This window comes from Flavobacterium fryxellicola (assembly GCF_900143245.1).
Classification (GTDB): domain Bacteria; phylum Bacteroidota; class Bacteroidia; order Flavobacteriales; family Flavobacteriaceae; genus Flavobacterium; species Flavobacterium fryxellicola.
Map to the genome: position 1 here is coordinate 301,366 of NZ_FRDK01000002.1, position 17,784 is coordinate 319,149.

The 17,784-nt window shown below is 34.8% G+C and carries 9 protein-coding genes; 7 read left to right on the top strand and 2 right to left on the bottom strand.

Annotated features, from left to right (window positions below; all coding sequences use genetic code 11):
- Positions 1-121: 121 nt before the first annotated feature.
- The gene (locus BUA03_RS05000; RefSeq protein ID WP_066078152.1) at positions 122-1,186 is read right to left on the bottom strand and encodes a hypothetical protein; all 1,065 of its coding nucleotides are present in this window, start codon (positions 1,184-1,186) and stop codon (positions 122-124) included.
- Between the two features lie 579 nt (positions 1,187-1,765).
- On the opposite strand from BUA03_RS05000, the gene BUA03_RS05005 reads away from it, so the two are divergent.
- The 7 genes from BUA03_RS05005 (at position 1,766) to BUA03_RS05035 (ending at position 15,719) form a co-directional block, all read left to right on the top strand.
- Positions 1,766-3,595 carry a PAS domain-containing sensor histidine kinase gene (locus BUA03_RS05005; protein WP_066078149.1) on the top strand — a complete coding sequence of 610 codons (1,830 nt, stop codon included), beginning with the start codon at positions 1,766-1,768 and terminating at the stop codon, positions 3,593-3,595.
- Positions 3,585-3,986: a response regulator gene (locus BUA03_RS05010; RefSeq protein ID WP_066078147.1), complete on the top strand. Its 402-nt coding sequence runs from the start codon at positions 3,585-3,587 to the stop codon at positions 3,984-3,986. Before BUA03_RS05005 ends, BUA03_RS05010 begins: the two co-directional genes overlap by 11 nt.
- Positions 3,987-4,053: 67 nt before the next feature.
- Positions 4,054-4,950, top strand: a complete 897-nt coding sequence (locus tag BUA03_RS05015) for an ABC transporter ATP-binding protein (RefSeq protein ID WP_066078885.1) — start codon at positions 4,054-4,056, stop codon at positions 4,948-4,950.
- Positions 4,951-5,041: 91 nt separating this feature from the next.
- A complete protein-coding gene (locus BUA03_RS05020) occupies positions 5,042-5,878 on the top strand; it encodes an ABC transporter permease (RefSeq protein WP_066078144.1) in 837 nt (278 codons plus the stop codon).
- 15 nt (positions 5,879-5,893) lie between these two features.
- The gene (locus BUA03_RS05025; protein ID WP_066078140.1) at positions 5,894-8,218 is read left to right on the top strand and encodes a T9SS type B sorting domain-containing protein; all 2,325 of its coding nucleotides are present in this window, start codon (positions 5,894-5,896) and stop codon (positions 8,216-8,218) included.
- 24 nt (positions 8,219-8,242) lie between these two features.
- Positions 8,243-13,192: a T9SS type B sorting domain-containing protein gene (locus BUA03_RS05030; RefSeq protein ID WP_066078137.1), complete on the top strand. Its 4,950-nt coding sequence runs from the start codon at positions 8,243-8,245 to the stop codon at positions 13,190-13,192.
- Between the two features lie 22 nt (positions 13,193-13,214).
- On the top strand, positions 13,215-15,719 hold the full coding sequence (locus BUA03_RS05035; RefSeq protein WP_066078134.1) for a T9SS type B sorting domain-containing protein: 2,505 nt from the start codon (positions 13,215-13,217) through the stop codon (positions 15,717-15,719).
- Between the two features lie 254 nt (positions 15,720-15,973).
- Here the strand turns inward: BUA03_RS05035 and typA are convergent, their stop codons facing one another.
- Positions 15,974-17,770, bottom strand: coding sequence for a translational GTPase TypA (gene typA / locus BUA03_RS05040; protein ID WP_066078130.1), 1,797 nt, complete (start codon positions 17,768-17,770; stop codon positions 15,974-15,976).
- Between the last annotated feature and the right edge of the window lie 14 nt (positions 17,771-17,784).

Sequence of the window (17,784 nt, forward strand, 5' to 3'; positions counted from 1 at the left end):
TTTTTATTTGTGTTTAAAAAAAAGACTATTGCACTTTTCAAGTCAGCAGTATGATGTTGTAAATTGAATAGTAGCATGACCTAAAATAATTTTAATTTGTCCAATACAAACAAACCAGTACTTACATTCTTGATTTAAATAAATTAATGCTTTTGAAATTTCGAGTAATAAATTCAAATGCTGCATTCATAATTTCTCCCATAGATTTGGCTTTTTTAAAATTCAAATCATTGGTATAATTGTACAGTTCCATTTGTAATTGATGCAAATGTGATTCGGGTGCAAGTTCGTCATCTCCCATAATTTCTAACAATCTATTGATTCTATTTTCAGCGGAAATAATTCTTTTGGCTAGCACAGAACGCTCCTCATCTTTGTACTGCTCGATAGAACTATTTTGAAGTTTATCTTTTACCAATTTAACCATTGGATAATTTTCTTTAAAAAACTGTGGGCGATACACTTTAAAATTACCTTCGTAACATTGTTGATCAAAATCTATGGCGCGTATTTTATAGACAACTTGGTCAAAATCATGCGTAGGAACAATCACATAATTATAAGAACGCATATCCCCTAGTAACCGAATCATGCACCGCTCATTAAACTTCACAAACTCTTTTGCGATCTGTGACTTTTCCGTTTCTGTACAATCTTTCAATAAGGTTTTAATAAATACATCTCCTGGAATTCCCATGATGTGTTCCTCAATTAAAGTATCTTGGTAAACCAAAAAATTGATTTTATCAGGTGAAAGAATGTGTTCTAATTCCAAACCATAAACACGGGAAGCATCGGCTTTTTTGATATAAAAATGCGTATAATTATCATTAAGGATATTCCTAACTTTTATTCGAAAAGGCTTTGAGTTCCCAAAAGTGCAATAATCAATCGAATCCACATTTAAGAATTTAATAATTCCTAAATTACCATCTGAGTGTAATAGCGAATAGATTTTTTTTAAATTCAAATCAATTTCTTCTCTTTCAAACTCATTATAATACACCCGAATCCATAACGTATCCTCATCGTTTTTATCATAAACCGTTACCGAACCTGAAAATCGCAATAAATCATCATAAAAAATAGAGACTTTCGATATGCGATCAAACCGCTCTAAATACTGCAAAAGAGCGTCATTTATAGGATATGATGGTTTTTTGAAAATCATTACTGGCTCACTCATCTGAAAAAATTTAGAACAAAATTACAACAAATTAAGCTGTTGAGTAGTGCAAGCGTTCAACTAAACCTCTGCGAACTTACTATTGAACCATAAAATTATAGTAAAGAAGATTATTGAAGGTTTAAATAGACCTCCGCGACATCAGTTTTCATAAATTATTGGCGAGAGATCTCTGAAATAGTACAGGTTTTAAGTTTGAATAAAAAAAGATAAAAATAATGTTTATCGTAAAAATATAAAAGTACACGCCGCAGCTTAGGCTGACTTAATTTCCTGCGCTAATTATCCCAAATCAATAATAAAGGAGCAGCTTTTATTATATTTTTTTATTTTAATAAACAACAATTAGGAAAAGCGCCAAGGACTAGATTACGATCACGTATACAGTTTACTACCAGATAAACCGAGATCTTAGATATAATCCCTGTACCGTAAATAAAAACATAAAAGCTGATTTAAAAGCATATTTAACACTACCATCCTGAAAAACGGTTATTTAATGTTAAAAAAAATGGATGACAACATTTATACTTTATATTTGAAAATCCCAAATTACTTAAAAACATTTATAACCTACTAATGACAAATAAACTTGAACTCTACTTCAAGGCTGCGCAATCAGCTAAGATTGGTATATGGAAGATGAATGTGCAGACAGATCACGTTTTTTGGGATGCAGTGACAAAATGCATTCTTGAGGTTCCTGCTGATTTTGACCCTGTTAATGGAAACGGAATTAATTTTTATACCGAAGGAGAAAACAGAGACCGGATTAAAAATCGGATTTATACTGCTATTCATGAAGGAATTTCATTTGAGGATAAATTCCAAATTACTACCGCTAAAAACAATATTAAATATATAGAATGCATTTGTAAAGTAGAAATGATTCAAGGAAAACCTGCTAATTTATTAGGCACTTTTCAGGACATCACTAAGGAACAGAATCTAATTAATCAGCTTCAATTAAATGTAGAGAAATTCTCTTCCATTTTTTCTAGTGCCAATGACTCAATCTTCATTATTGACACTTCTAATGGCATCATAACCGATTGTAATCCGAGATCGTCAGTCCTCACTGGATATCATGTCTTTGAGTTAAAAGGAATCCATTACACAGAATTATTTCCAGAAGAGTTTAGAAAGGAAGCCCGTTTTTTTCTAAAATACAATTTACATAGAAATGACTACACTGTTGATGAAACCTTCATAAAAACCAAGACAGGCGATTCAATTCCGGTAGAAATAGCCTCTGGAAAGAAATTTCAAGTTGATCATATCACCTATTTAGTGTGTTTCATTAGAGACATCAGCGAAAGGAAGAATGCTGAAAACAAAATGAATTTACTATCACTTGCAGCATCTGAGACTACGGACACGATAGTAATTGCTAATCACAAAGGAATCGCAGTATGGGCAAATCAAGCCTATTTAGACCTAACTGGTTTAACAATGATTGAAGTTTTAGGGCAAAAACCAGGATATCTATCTAAAGGTCCTGAAACGGACGCAACTTCCTCATCATTGATGCGAAAAGCGATTGAAAACCAAGAAAGTATAAAAATTACGGTACTTAATTATAACCAGAAAAAAGAAAAATATTGGTTTGAATTGAATATCACGACAGCCTTTGATAATCACAATAATTTCATCAATTTTATTGGTGTAGGACGAAATGTAACTTCCAGAATTGAAAAAGAACTAGAATTGAAAAAACTTTTAGAAGTCACTAGTAATCAGAACAATAAATTATATAACTTTACACATATCGTTTCCCACAATATCCGTTCTCATACCAGTAATTTATCTATGGTAGTAGATGTGATTGAAAATACTGATGATATCCAAGAGAAACTTTCCTATTTTGAATTATTTAAAGAAGGAACGGAAAAACTGTCTGAATCGATTGAATATTTGAATGAAATAATAACAATTCAGCAAAAAACAAATATCGAAAAAAAAGAAATTTGTTTAAAAAACGAAATCGAAAAAACAAAAAAAGCATTAAGGTTAGTTATTAAAGAAAGTAAAATAATTATAACGGACACCATTCCAGAAGATCTTATGGTTACAGCCATACCAGCCTATTTAGATAGTATTTTACTCAACTTAATTACCAATGCTATAAAATACAAATCAACGCAGCGCACTGCTACCTTAGAAATACAGCATGAATTTATTGATAACTACAACATCATAAATTTCAAAGACAATGGATTAGGATTAGATTTAGAAAAAAATGGACATAAAATTTTTGGTATGTATAAAACCTTCCATGGCAATGAAGATGCTAAAGGAATTGGGTTATTTATTACTAAAAATCAACTAGAAGCCATGAATGGCAAAATTGAGGTAGAAAGTGAACTAGATCTAGGTTCGAATTTTAAAATTTATTTAAATGAAAAATAAATTAACATACATCATAGACGATGACAAATTAACCGTGAAACTGATGAGCATTCTTATTTCAAAAAATAAGTTTTGCGAAGAAATTCAATCTTATAATAACGCCCAACATGCGTTAGAGGAGCTAAAAAAAAATGAATTTGACAACGAAATTCTGCCAGATGCCATTTTACTCGACCTCAATATGCCAATGATGGATGGGTGGCAGTTTCTAGACGAGTTTATTGAATTATCATTAAAAAAAGAGATCTGCATTTTTATTATGACTTCATCAATTGACCCTGCTGATATCGAAAAAGCGAAGGAATATCAAATAGTAAAAGACTATATTGAAAAGCCAATCACTGCAAAAAAACTGGATATCCTTTGTAAATTAATCGGAGAAATAAACTAATTCTGATTAAATAGTAACAAAATCGGTTCTTGTTCGTCCTATATAAAAATGTATAAAGATGAACCCCTTGGAAACGATACTTTCAGTCAAAAATCTCAATAAGCGCTATGGCGCACTCCAAGCTTTAAAAAATGTTTCTTTCGAAATAAAAAAAGGCAATGTCTACGGGATATTAGGTCCTAATGGGAGTGGAAAATCAACCACCTTAGGGATTGCCTTAAATGTGGTCAACAAAACTTCTGGTGAATACAGCTGGTTTGGTGGTACCATGGAGACACATCAAGCCCTGAAAAAAGTAGGAGCGATTATCGAAAGACCAAATTTCTACCCCTACATGACCGCTAAGGAAAACTTAGAGTTAGTGTGTAAAATCAAGGGAATTAACTACGCCAAAGTCAATGAAAAGTTAGAATTAGTAGGTTTGACAGATCGTCAAAATAGTAAATTCAGTACTTTTTCATTAGGTATGAAACAACGATTAGCAATCGCTTCTGCGCTACTGAATGATCCTGAAATCTTGATTCTGGACGAACCCACAAATGGACTAGATCCTCAGGGAATTCATCAAATTAGAGATATTATTAAACAAATTGCATCCAAAGGGACAACCATACTGCTCGCTTCACATTTATTAGACGAAGTGGAAAAAGTATGTACCCACGTTTTAGTACTACAAAAAGGAGTGGTTTTATATACTGGTCTAGTCGACGGAATGTCAGCTAATGAAGGATTTTTTGAAGTCGAGGCAGATGACATTCCCAACTTAATGATGGTTATAAATACGCATCCCGCCACTAAAAATATTGTACAGGAGCAAGGAAAGGTTTTGGTTTATTTAAAAGAGAATTTGGAAGCAAAAGAGTTGAATCGTTTCCTTTTTGAAAAAAACATAGTTTTAAATCATTTGGTGAAGCGAAAAAACAGCTTGGAAGAACAATTTTTAGAATTGACACAAAAAAAATAACATCGGTAAAGCTATTTCACGAGCTACATTTAAATCTTATTACAAAACACTAAATCTTAAGCTTTAATTCTTAAGTCTTAATACTCAATTTATGAAACGACTTCTCTCCATAGAACTTCAAAAAATTTGGAAAAACAAAGCCAGTCGGGTTTTGACATTGACCTACTTTATACTTTTAACCTTCATTGCATTAATAGCCTCTATAAAATTTGATTTAGGAATTTTTAAATTTCACCTAGCTGAGATGGGGATTTTTAACTTTCCTTTTATTTGGCATTTCAACACGTACATTGCAGCAATACTAAAACTATTTTTAGCCATCGTAATTGTGTCGATGATGGCAAATGAATACAGTTATGGAACGCTAAAGCAAAATCTGATTGATGGCATGAGCAAAGCGGAATTTATTCAGTCTAAATTTCTAACCGTTGTTTTATTTGCATCAGTATCTACCATTTTTATTTTTATAATGTCACTGATTTTAGGATTTAGTTTTTCATCTTACACGGAATTCAGCATAGTATTTTCTGATTTGGAATACGTGCTTGCCTATTTCGTGAAATTAGTTGGTTTCTTTTCGTTTTGTTTATTTTTAGGAATATTGGTAAAACGTTCCGCCTTTGCGCTAGGATTTTTAATGGTTTGGAATATTATCGAAGGAATTGTAAAAGGTATTTTAACTTTTAAGATTTTTCCAGAAAGCACCACAGCGGCCTCCATTATGCAGTTTTTTCCTTTGGAATCCATGTCGAATTTAATCATTGAACCATTTACACGTTTGTCAGTGGTGAAAAACTTGGGAACACAAATTGGATTAGATAATGTTAAAAAATATGATGTCGAACTATCATCCCTAATAATTGTTTTATGCTGGACCGTGATTTTTATTTTCCTTTCGCATCGATTATTAAAAAATAGAGATTTGTAGTATCTTTATAGCGCTATGATTGGTGTAAAAACAATACTATTTAATCTTTTCATTTGTTGCATTTCAGTTGGTGCAACCGCACAAACTATTACAGTAAATGACTCCTATACAGCGAATCAACTGGTAGAGAATGTTTTAGTAAATAGTTCCTGCGCTATCATTTCAAACTCTGCGGCTGCTGGAGATAACTTTTCTGGCATTCAAAAAAGTTATGCTTATTTTAATGCAGGAACCAGTACTTTTCCCTTTAATGAGGGCGTCCTGCTGAGTACTTGGAGCAGTCAAAATTCGGTAGGTCCATTTATAAGAAACAGAGGCGGTGGAAACTCAGGATGGCTAGGGGATTCCGATTTAGAACAAGCTCTGAATCTAACCCAGACCACTAATGCAACTACTCTAGAATTCGATTTTATTCCGTTGACAAATTTTATCAGTTTCAACTATATCTTTGCTTCTAATGAATACCAAGATTATTTTCCGTGCTTTTATTCCGATGGTTTTGCTTTTCTAATCAAAGAAAAAGGAAGTCCCACACCCTATCAAAATATAGCGGTCCTACCCAATTCTACGATTCCTGTTTCCTCAACAAATGTTCATCCAATGATTCCTCCATTCAATGGATCTGGCGGTTTAATACCCGGATGTTCGGCTGTAAATGAGAATTTTTTTGGAGGGTACAATGGTAGCGCTAGTCCTATTAATTACAGTGGACAAACTACCGTTTTAAATGCCCAAAGTAACGTGATTGCTGGCAAAATTTATCATATAAAATTAGTTATTGCTGATGACGAAAATGCTGATTTTGATTCGGCAGTATTTCTGGAAGCGGGTAGTTTTCTGCCAAAAATTGATTTAGGACCTGATCGGCTGCTAGCCACAAACAATGCTATTTGCTTTGGCGAAAGCTACATTATCGATCCTAAACTACCCTCAAGTTATAACTATAAATGGTTTAAAAACGGAATCGAATTATCCGATACCACACCTACTTATACTGTTACAAGTCCTGGTATTTATAAAGTTGAAGTACTATTGACATCCAGCTGTATTGCAACCGAAGACATAAAAATTGAATCTATTCCAAAAATCGATTTGAGGGACACTACACTTTTGCAATGTGATACTGACACTGACGGAATCGCTATATTTGATTTGACAAAAGTAGATGCCGTTGTAAAAAATAATATACCCAATTTAAGCATGGTAGTCTATTATGAATCTTTGGCTGCTGCCAAAGCACAAATGAATCCAATTAGGCACACAACCGCTTTTCAAAATACGGCACCGAATCAATCCGTATTTGCTAGAGTGACCAATTCTGTGGGATGTGAAAACTTTGCGGAAGTAAAACTACTTATTTCCAATAATACGATCCCGGAACAAAATCCCATCGTAACTTGTGACGGCGATGGTGTTGAAGATGGTTTAACTGAGTTTAATTTAAGTACTCAGGTAAGTGCACAAATCCTGACCGGTTTACCAGCGGGATTGGTCGTTCAATATTATTTGACCGCAACGGATGCTATAGCAACGCAAAACCAACTCTCAACGGTTTTTAAAAATACGATTCCGAATCAACAAACCATTTTTGCTAAGATTTTAAATGGACCCGATTGTTATGCAATTACTCCCATACAACTGGAAGTAAACCCATTTGACCCACCTAATTTTCAAGACGAATCTTTGATTTTATGTGAAGGATCTACCCTTTCTCTTGCAGTTGATAGTGGCTTTTCGAACTATTTGTGGAACACAGGAGCCCGTACTAATAGTATTTTGATTGATGCTCCAGGAACGTATTCTGTAGTAGTTACAAATGAGAAAGGCTGTCAAAAAACCAAAAAATATAAAGTAATACTTTCCGGAATCGCTACGATAACAGGCATAAAGACAAACGATTTTGCTGGCGACAGAAATTCAATTTCAATTGAGTACACAGGGATTGGAGAGTATGAATTTTCAATTGACGGTGATTTTTTTCAAGAAAATACCACTTTTAATGGCATGGTTCCAGGAGAATATTTAGTTTATGCCCGAGATAAGAATGGTTGTGGCACATCATTCCCTTTTGTAGTTTACGTATTGGATTACCCGCGTTATTTCACACCAAATGATGATGGCTACAATGATGTTTGGAAAATTAAAAATTTGGACACACTTCCCAAATCAACATTATATATTTTTGACCGGTACGGAAAGTTACTGAAGCAATGGATCGCATCAAGCAATGGCTGGAATGGAACTTTCAATGGAGCCGCATTACCTGCGGATGATTATTGGTTTAATTTAACTTTTGCAGATGGAAAAATCATAAAAGGACATTTTTCTTTAAAAAGATAATACTAATTTCCCTATTTTTAGTGCATGAAAAAAACTTTACTTATTTTCTTTACTTTTTTATCAATAAGCTGCTTTGCTCAATTTAGTAAAACACATTATATACCACCGTTATCAGGTTCTAATTCGGTTGCTGCACAAGACCAATATCTCTATATTTCTACACCGAGTATTATTCCTGTAAAGGTTAAAATTAACGCTTTAGGAGTTGGTATTACGGAAATCATAGTGTCAAAAAATTCGCCTGTTGAATATAACGTAGGATTTGGAACAAATACCCAACTGCATGTAGACCCTAGTTTATTAAATACTCCGTTATCGAACAAGGGATTTATTATTGAAGCCGAAAATTTAATTTACGTTGCCGCGCGAGTAATAGCAGGTAATTCCAATCAGGCCGGTTCTCTTGTTTCAAAAGGTATATCAGCTATTGGGAATGAGTTTAGGGTGGGTGCTTTTGTCAATACGGGTACAGCCAGTAACGGTACTTTTAGATATACTTTTTTATCAGTCTTAGCAACTGAAAACAATACGGTCGTTGATTTTAGTGGCATAAAAGCGGGAGTAACCTTAATGGGAAATACAACCGTAGGAAACACTCCTCCTAGTGTAACTTTAAATACAGGTCAGAGCTATGTTTTAGCTACGGAAGATATCAGTACCGCTAATAAAGATGGATTAATTGGGGCATTAATAAAATCTAATAAACCCATTGTAATGAATTGCGGTTCTTATGGAGGCACGAATGGAAACAATAGTGGTAATTTAGATTTAGGATTTGATCAAATAGTACCTGCACAAAGAATAGGGAATGAATATATTTTTGTTCGTGGTTTGGGCTTAGATATTTTAGAAAGGCCTTTGCTCGTGGCTCACGAAAATGATACTTTTATTTACCTTAATGGAAGTACAATTCCATTTAATACAACACCTCTAAATGCAGGGCAATACATAATCCTTGATGGTACAAATTATTCTGCTAATCGCAGTTTATATGTAAAAACAAATAAAAATGTCTTTGCATACCAAAGTGTTGGGAGTTCGAATCAGGCCAACCAAGAAATGTTTTTTGTTCCGCCATTAAACTGTTCTACTCCAAATATTGTTGATAATATTCCAATGATAGAACAAATAGGATCTACGTCATTTACCACAAACAGTGGATTAAATATTGTTACTGAAAAAGGAGCAACTATAGAAATTGCGATAAATGGAGTAAAACAACCAGTAGGCGTCCTTCCAAAAGATGTTGTTGGGAATGCGCTGTATGAAACCTACACTAGAACTGGTTTGACTGGAAATATAAGCGTCTTTTCGTCCAAACAAGTCTATGTCTCTTATTTTGGTTCCAACAGCGCAGCTACTTATGGAGGTTATTATTCCGGCTTTGATACAAAACCCGAAATTATAACTGACGAAATTAACATTGGCAGTTCTTCCTGTATTCCTAATGTTACCCTAAAAGTTAGTTCTATTTCTTCGTACGACACCTTCGAATGGTACTTTAATAATAGCGCAATAGCCGATTCAAACAAAAGTTCGTATATTCCTACTAAAGCTGGTTATTATCAAGTAAAGGGTACTATATCTGGTTGTAGTTCTCCTCCTGTTTTATCTGATCTGATTCCTGTAAGCACGTGTGACACAGATATAGATAATGACAGCGTAAACGACAATATTGATATCGACAATGACAATGACGGAATCACCAATTGTACGGAATCTTATGGCAATCAAGATCTTAATACGTCTAATCCTAATGGGGGAAATATAGCGACCGGTCTTTATTCCAATTCATTTGTTGGAAGCATTTCGACGTCGACAGCACCGAGCGCAACTCCTTTTACAGGAAATAACAATGGAAGTTTTATTACGCAAGTACCCGCCGGAAAAGGAAATTTTGTAAGTTACAAAATGACTTTTTCACAACCCATAAGTTTGGGAATGGAATATGTAACTAGCGCCAATGCAACAGATTTATTGAATTCAGATTCTGATTATATTATAAATTCAGATGTCGACAAAACCATAACGGTACTCAACCCAACCAACCAATTATTGATTGATACTAATTATGATGGTATTTATGAAAGCGGCGTGACACGCTATTCATCTTTCGAAATACGATTTCGCTTAAACAGTAGCACTCCTCTGGTGCCGGGAACAGGAACATTCAAGTTTCTTACTTACTTGTCCAACTCCATCAGTTTCACACACAAAAATCTATCTGATAGCAATGCCAACAAATCAACATTAAAGTTTTTTGCTTCCTGTGTTCCAAAAGATTCCGATGGCGATGGCACCCCAGACCAGCTAGACAGTGACAGTGACAATGATGGAATTCCAGATGCGATTGAATCTCAAGCAAACGCCTCGGTTTCATTATCAAATTCTGATACTAATAAAAATGGTTTAGATAATGCTTTTGAACCTGGCTTCATCCCAATCGATACAGATAACGATGGTATACCCGATTATTTAGATTTAGATAGCGATAATGATGGAATTACTGATGCAATTGAAACTGGAAATCTTGGAACAGACACTGATACGGATGGCATCAAGAATTATCGCGATTTAGATAGTGATGGGGATTTATGCTCTGATGTTATTGAAGCAGGATTCATGGATCCAAATGGAGATGGATTATTGGGTTCGATTGCACCACCAACCATCGATATTAAAGGACAAGTAACAAGCGGGGTTGGGTACTCTACCCCAAATGCTGATTACATAACGGACGCTCCGATTGTAATCACAACGCAACCACAAATAAATCCAACTTGTGAATTAGAAAACGCAACAATTACACTAGTTGACAATGGTGGTAATACCTACCAATGGCAAATTTCAACTGATGGAACCACTTGGAATAATATTATTAATAACGTCATATATTCTGGAGCAACAACCAATACTTTAGTAATAACAAGCGTAAAAAATACTATGAACGGATATAAATATCGAGTTCAACTAAATAAAGTTGGGAATAGCTGCGGACTACTTTCATCAGATACTACGCTAACCGTTTATGCTTTACCTGTCCTTACTAATGTGACAATTATTCAATGTGATGATGATTTAGATGCGATAACAACATTCAATCTAACCGTAAAAAACGATGTGATTTCCAGTAATTTTGCGAATGAAGACTTCACTTACTATACCTCTTTTAGTGGCGCTACGACGGCAAATTCATCGGATTTAATCGCAACTCCTTTGTCTTTTAACAACACTACTGCTGGCACCATGAAAGTTTGGGCTAGAGTACTGAATACCGATGGCTGCTTTAGCGTAGCGGAATTAACCTTAAAAGTTTTGGCAACACAAATTCCAAGCACCTTCAAGCGAACGTATATGGAATGTGACGATTTCTTAGATAAAAACGGGAACAATAATTCAAACAATGATAACAGAGATGGAATCAGTTCATTTGACTTTAGCAGTGCTGAAACTGATATAAAAACTTTGTTGCCTGTTGGTAATTACACCGTAACTTTTTACCGTAATCAAGCAGATGCGTTAGCGGAAAACGATGCTATTACAAATATTTCAAACTATAGGAATATTAATTATCAAAACACGCAGGAAATATGGGGTCGAGTAGATAGCGATGTCGATAATGCGTGTTATGGTTTAGGACCCTATGTATCGCTTACCGTTGAAAAACTACCTTTTGCGAATGCGGTTACCGTTCCTAGACAATGCGATGACAATCAAGACGGAATATATACTTTTAACACATCTACCCTAGAATCAGATATATTAAAAGGACAAACTAATGTGACCATCACTTATTTTGACAAAAATAATAATCTGTTGCCTAGTCCTTTTCCGCCAACGTTCACAACGGAATCTCAAACCATAAAAGCAGTAGTAACGAACGCAACCACTTTGAGCTGTTCTGATGCAACGACTATCGTTTTTATCGTGGATGATTTACCTGTAGCTTACCCAATTGCAACCCCTCTAACCACAGTTTGCGATGATGAAGCAGATCCATTAAGGCAAGACGGGAAATATGGATTTGACACCAGTACTTTTCAAAATACAATTTTAGGAGGGCAAACAGGAATGACTGTTACATATTTCGACAAGGATGGGGTTTCCTTACCTAGTCCGCTACCAAATCCATTTTTTAGCAATACGCAGGATATAACTGCTCTAGTAGAAAATACTATAAATGCAAACTGCACTGCTTCGGTAATTTTACCTTTTATTGTAAATCCATTACCACCAATAAATTTAAATTTAGATGGAAGTGAGGATGAATTAGTATGTTCGAATCTCCCCACTTTTTTTGTAACACTTGATGCGGGAATTCAAGATGGTTCGGCTACAACTAATTACACTTACGTTTGGTCTAAAGACGCTGTTGTTTTAAGTGGCCAAACCAATGCTACATTAGATGTTAATGTCGAAGGCAATTATACTGTTGACGTAACTACAACTCTCGGATGCAGCAGAACTAGAAAAATAAAAGTGACAGCATCTGATATTGCAACGATCACAACCATTGATATTGTAGACCTAACAGATAAAAATACAGTAACGGTGAATGTTAGCGGAAAAGGAAAATATGAATATAGTTTAAACGAACCGTCCGGCCCTTTCCAGTCATCTAATGTATTTAATAACATCCCTTCTGGAATTTATGATGTATTTATTAATGACATCAATGGTTGTGGAACGGTTAGTAAAACTATTTCTGTTATTGGTGTTCCAAAATATTTTACACCTAATAATGATGGTTATAATGATTTTTGGAATGTAAAAGGAATTAATGCCAACTTTAATGCCAAGTCTACAATCTATATCTTTGACCGCTACGGAAAGCTTTTGAAACAATTAATACCAACCAGTGAAGGTTGGGACGGAACTTTTACAGGCCAGCCGCTGCCGTCTGATGATTATTGGTACACCATAAAGTTAGAAGATGGAAGACAAACTAAAGGGCATTTCAGCTTGAAGAGGTAAAAATATTTTTTAAATTTTATTAATGACAAAAAAAGTTTTACTACCCTTATTTTTACTTCTTGCATTTGTAAAGAGCTATTCACAAAGTGACTGTAACGATGCCATTATTGTTTGCGGAAATACAAATTTAGATGGACTGACAGTAACCGGTATTGGCACTCAAGAATTATCTGCTTTAAATACTTGCTCAAGTGAGGAGAATAATAGCATTTGGTTAAGAATATCGATAAAAAAAGGCGGTACGCTAGGATTTCATCTCGTACCCGAAAGTACTGATATAAGAGAAGATTTTGATTTTTTTGTTTTTGGACCTAACGAAACATGCGATGCTCTTGGACAAGCCGTCAGGTGTTCTACCACTAATCCAGCATCAACGGGGCAGAATAATAATTATACTGGAATGAATGAAGCAGAGACTGATACCGCAGAAGGCCCTGGCAACAACGGAAATAGTTTTGTAAAATGGCTGACGGTAGCTGATGGAGATTCTTATTTTTTAGTAATAGACCGACCTATAGGCAATAGTAATTTTTCAATTCAATGGACCGGAACTGCAACATTCAATTCTTCGCCTACAAATAATCTACCAACGGGGGAAACCTTAAATATAGTTCAATGCGATAGCGATGGAACAGCCGACTTTTCTACGACATTCGATTTAACTAAAAATACTCCAATTATCATAGGATACCAAACCGGTGTTAATGTGAGTTATCATAAAGATCAAAATGACGCAACAACAAGTGTAAATCCGATACTTAATCCAACATCATTTATAAATTCACAGAATCCGCAACCTCTTTTTGCAAGAATTACGAACACAATAACTGGATGCTTCACCACATCAGAGTTTTATGTTCAAGTGAATGAATATATAAATATTCCCACAACTGAAGTAGTAATTTGTGACGATGCGAAGGACGGAACTGATACCAATGGCAAAGCAACTTTTGATTTAAACAAAGTTACTTCCGAAATTTTAAACACACAAAGTACTAGCGATTACATCTTCAGATATTTCATTTCTCAAGATGATGCTGAAATAGATAGGAATGAACTAGGCCCATTCTTTTACAACACAATCCCTAATCAACAATCCATTTATGTCAAAGCTTTTAGCCCTGTTACTTTGTGTGTAGCCATTAGTAAAATTAATCTAACTGTAACGCCTCTACCTCTAGTAAATAATGTGACAATAGTGCAGTGCGATGAAGATTCTGATGGATTTACAGCCTTTAATTTAACTGTAAAAAACAACGAAATATCGCAGGCAGCCTCTGCAAAATTTACCTATTACACTTCACTTATCGGTGCAGAAATAGGGGATCCTGAAAAATTAATTGCTGACCCTATTGCATTTACAAATACTACTGCAGGAAGCATGCAGGTTTGGACACGTGTTGAAAACACAAACAGTTGCATAAAAATTGCCCAACTTCATTTACTAGTATCGACCACACAAATCCCACCTTCGTTTACTCGCATACTTTCGACCTGTGATGACTTAACAACAATAAATGACGATAGAGACGGAATCGCTACATTTGATTTCAGTAGCATTAGCGCAGATATCATTACCTTCCTTCCCACTGCGGCAACTCCCTATTTCATCCAATATTTCACAAACGAAGCAGATGCTTTAGCCGAAAATAATGCAATACAAAACCCGTCAAAATATAGAAATGAAGGCTATCCAAATGAACAAATTATTTGGGTCCGAGTGGAAAGTACGGCAGACAATACTTGTTACGGTTTAAGTCCTTTACTACAACTAATCGTGAATCCAAAACCAATTATTAAAGATGATCTAGGAGGAAATAAAATAGTTTGTTCAAACCTTCCTGCATTTTTTATAACATTAGAATCTGGAATTCCGAGCGGTTTAGAATCTACAAACTACACTTATACATGGACAAAAAACAACAGTATCTTAAGTGGACAAACGAATTCAACACTTGATGTTAATACTGAAGGTGATTATACGGTTGCAATAATTACCCTTGCAGGATGCACCACAACGAGAAACATAAAAGTTTCAGCATCAGATATAGCAACCATAACAAAGATAGACCTAGTAGACTTGAGTGCTATCAATACAGTAACGATAAACGCAATTGGACGAGGTGAGTACGAATTCAGCTTAGACAACCCAAATGGACCTTTTCAGTTCTCTAATTTTTTCAATAATGTACCTTCTGGAATACATGAAGTTTACATTAATGATAAAAATGGATGTGGAATGGTTAGTAAAACTATTTCTGTTATTGGTGTTCCAAAATATTTTACGCCCAATAATGATGGTTATAATGATTTCTGGAATATTAAAGGAATAAATGCCACTTTTAATACTAATTCAATTATCTATATCTTTGACCGCTATGGAAAACTTATAAAGCAACTACTTCCAGCAAGTCAAGGTTGGGACGGTACTGTCACGGGACAGCCTTTGCCGTCTGATGATTATTGGTACACTATAAAACTAGAGGATGGTAGGGAGGTCAAAGGTCATTTCAGTTTAAAGAGATAAATTAATTTTGGGTACATGGTACGCAAAATAGAAAATGATTACTTTTCATAATGAAGATTAGGCAATTTTTTATGCTAGAGGAAATTCCACTTTTTAGTGTTGCTACTATCGTGCTATCGATTTCAATTTGCATTATGCAGCTCTCTCTGATGATATAAAAACACATCCCGCCATTACTTAAAACCGTTATAAAAAGCCATAAAAAAAACCATTCGAATAAACGAATGGCTTTTTTAAATCTTATAAAAATAGAATTAGATTTTAAATCTCTTTCTATCTGTTTCTGTCAAATAAATTTTACGCAAACGAATAGATTTTGGAGTTACCTCAACATATTCATCTTTTTGAATGTACTCTAAAGCTTCTTCAAGAGAGAAAATGATTGGAGGAATAATCCTTGCTTTTTCATCATTTCCTGATGAACGAACATTAGATTGTTTTTTCTCCTTAGTTACGTTTACACACATATCATCAGCACGCGAGTTTTCTCCAATTACCTGACCTTCATAGATTTCAGTATTTGGTTCAACAAAAAACTTACCTCGATCTTGTAATTTATCGATAGAATAAGGAATCGCTTTTCCTTTTTCCATAGAAATCAATGACCCTTTGTTACGTCCTGCTATCTCTCCTTTGTAAGGCTCATATCCTATGAAACGGTGTGCCATAATAGCCTCACCAGCTGTTGCAGTAAGCAATTGATTACGCAATCCTATAATTCCACGAGATGGAATATTGAATTTTACAATCATACGTTCCCCTTTAGTTTCCATACTTAACATTTCTCCTTTACGCATAGTAACAAACTCTACAGCTCTACCGGAAAGATTCTCTGGTAAGTCGATTGTTAGTTCTTCAATTGGCTCACATTTTTTACCATCAATTTCCTTGATGATTACTTGTGGTTGACCAATTTGTAATTCGTATCCTTCTCTTCTCATTGTTTCAATAAGAACAGACAAGTGCAATACGCCACGACCAAAAACCATAAATTTATCAGCAGAATCAGTTTCACCCATTTTCATGGCTAAATTTTTCTCTAATTCTTTTGTCAATCTATCTCTAATATGACGAGAAGTTACAAATTTTCCTTCTTTACCAAAGAAAGGAGAGTCATTAATAGTAAACAACATGCTCATTGTAGGCTCATCAATAGCAATTGATTTCAAAGCTTCTGGATTTTCAAAATCAGCAATAGTATCTCCAATTTCAAAACCTTCTACTCCAATAATCGCACAAATATCACCCGCAATAACTTCTTGCACTTTCTTACGACCCAAACCTTCAAAAGTGTGAAGTTCTTTAATTCTAGATTTAGTTGTTGAACCATCTCTTTTAACTAGTGAAATTGGCATACCTTCTTTCAATACACCTCTTTCCAAGCGACCAATAGCAATACGACCTGTAAAAGCAGAGAAATCTAAAGATGTAATTAACATCTGTGGAGTTCCTTCAGAAACTTTAGGCGCAGGTACATGTTCAATAACCATATCTAACAAGGCTTCCACATTATCAGTTACGTTTTCCCAGTGGTCAGACATCCAGTTATTTTTAGCTGAACCGTAAACAGTAGGAAAATCTAACTGCCACTCTTCTGCACCTAATTCAAACATTAAGTCAAAAACTTTTTCATGAACTTCTTCAGGAGTACAGTTTTCTTTATCAACTTTATTGATTACCACGCATGGTTTCAAACCAAGGTCTAATGCTTTTTGTAATACAAAACGCGTTTGTGGCATCGGCCCTTCAAAAGCATCTACAAGTAGACAAACGCCATCAGCCATATTCAATACACGCTCTACCTCACCACCAAAATCGGCGTGACCAGGAGTATCAATAATGTTGATTTTTGTTCCTTTGTATACTACAGAAACATTCTTTGAAGTAATAGTAATACCTCTTTCACGCTCTAAGTCGTTGTTATCAAGGATTAAGTCACCTGTGTTTTCGTTATCACGAAATAACTGACAGTGATACATAATTTTATCAACCAAAGTTGTTTTACCGTGATCGACGTGGGCAATAATTGCAATGTTTCTAATAGATTCCATCTGTGATTTTTAAT

Excerpts from the sequence above, each read along its gene's own strand:
- BUA03_RS05000 (WP_066078152.1), bottom strand. The coding sequence starts at position 1,186 with ATGAGTGAGCCAGTAATGATTTTCAAAAAACCATCATATCCTATAAAT.
- BUA03_RS05005 (WP_066078149.1), top strand. The coding sequence starts at position 1,766 with ATGACAAATAAACTTGAACTCTACTTCAAGGCTGCGCAATCAGCTAAG.
- BUA03_RS05010 (WP_066078147.1), top strand. The coding sequence starts at position 3,585 with ATGAAAAATAAATTAACATACATCATAGACGATGACAAATTAACCGTG.
- BUA03_RS05020 (WP_066078144.1), top strand. The coding sequence starts at position 5,042 with ATGAAACGACTTCTCTCCATAGAACTTCAAAAAATTTGGAAAAACAAA.
- BUA03_RS05025 (WP_066078140.1), top strand. The coding sequence starts at position 5,894 with ATGATTGGTGTAAAAACAATACTATTTAATCTTTTCATTTGTTGCATT.
- BUA03_RS05030 (WP_066078137.1), top strand. The coding sequence starts at position 8,243 with ATGAAAAAAACTTTACTTATTTTCTTTACTTTTTTATCAATAAGCTGC.
- BUA03_RS05035 (WP_066078134.1), top strand. The coding sequence starts at position 13,215 with ATGACAAAAAAAGTTTTACTACCCTTATTTTTACTTCTTGCATTTGTA.
- typA (WP_066078130.1), bottom strand. The coding sequence starts at position 17,770 with ATGGAATCTATTAGAAACATTGCAATTATTGCCCACGTCGATCACGGT.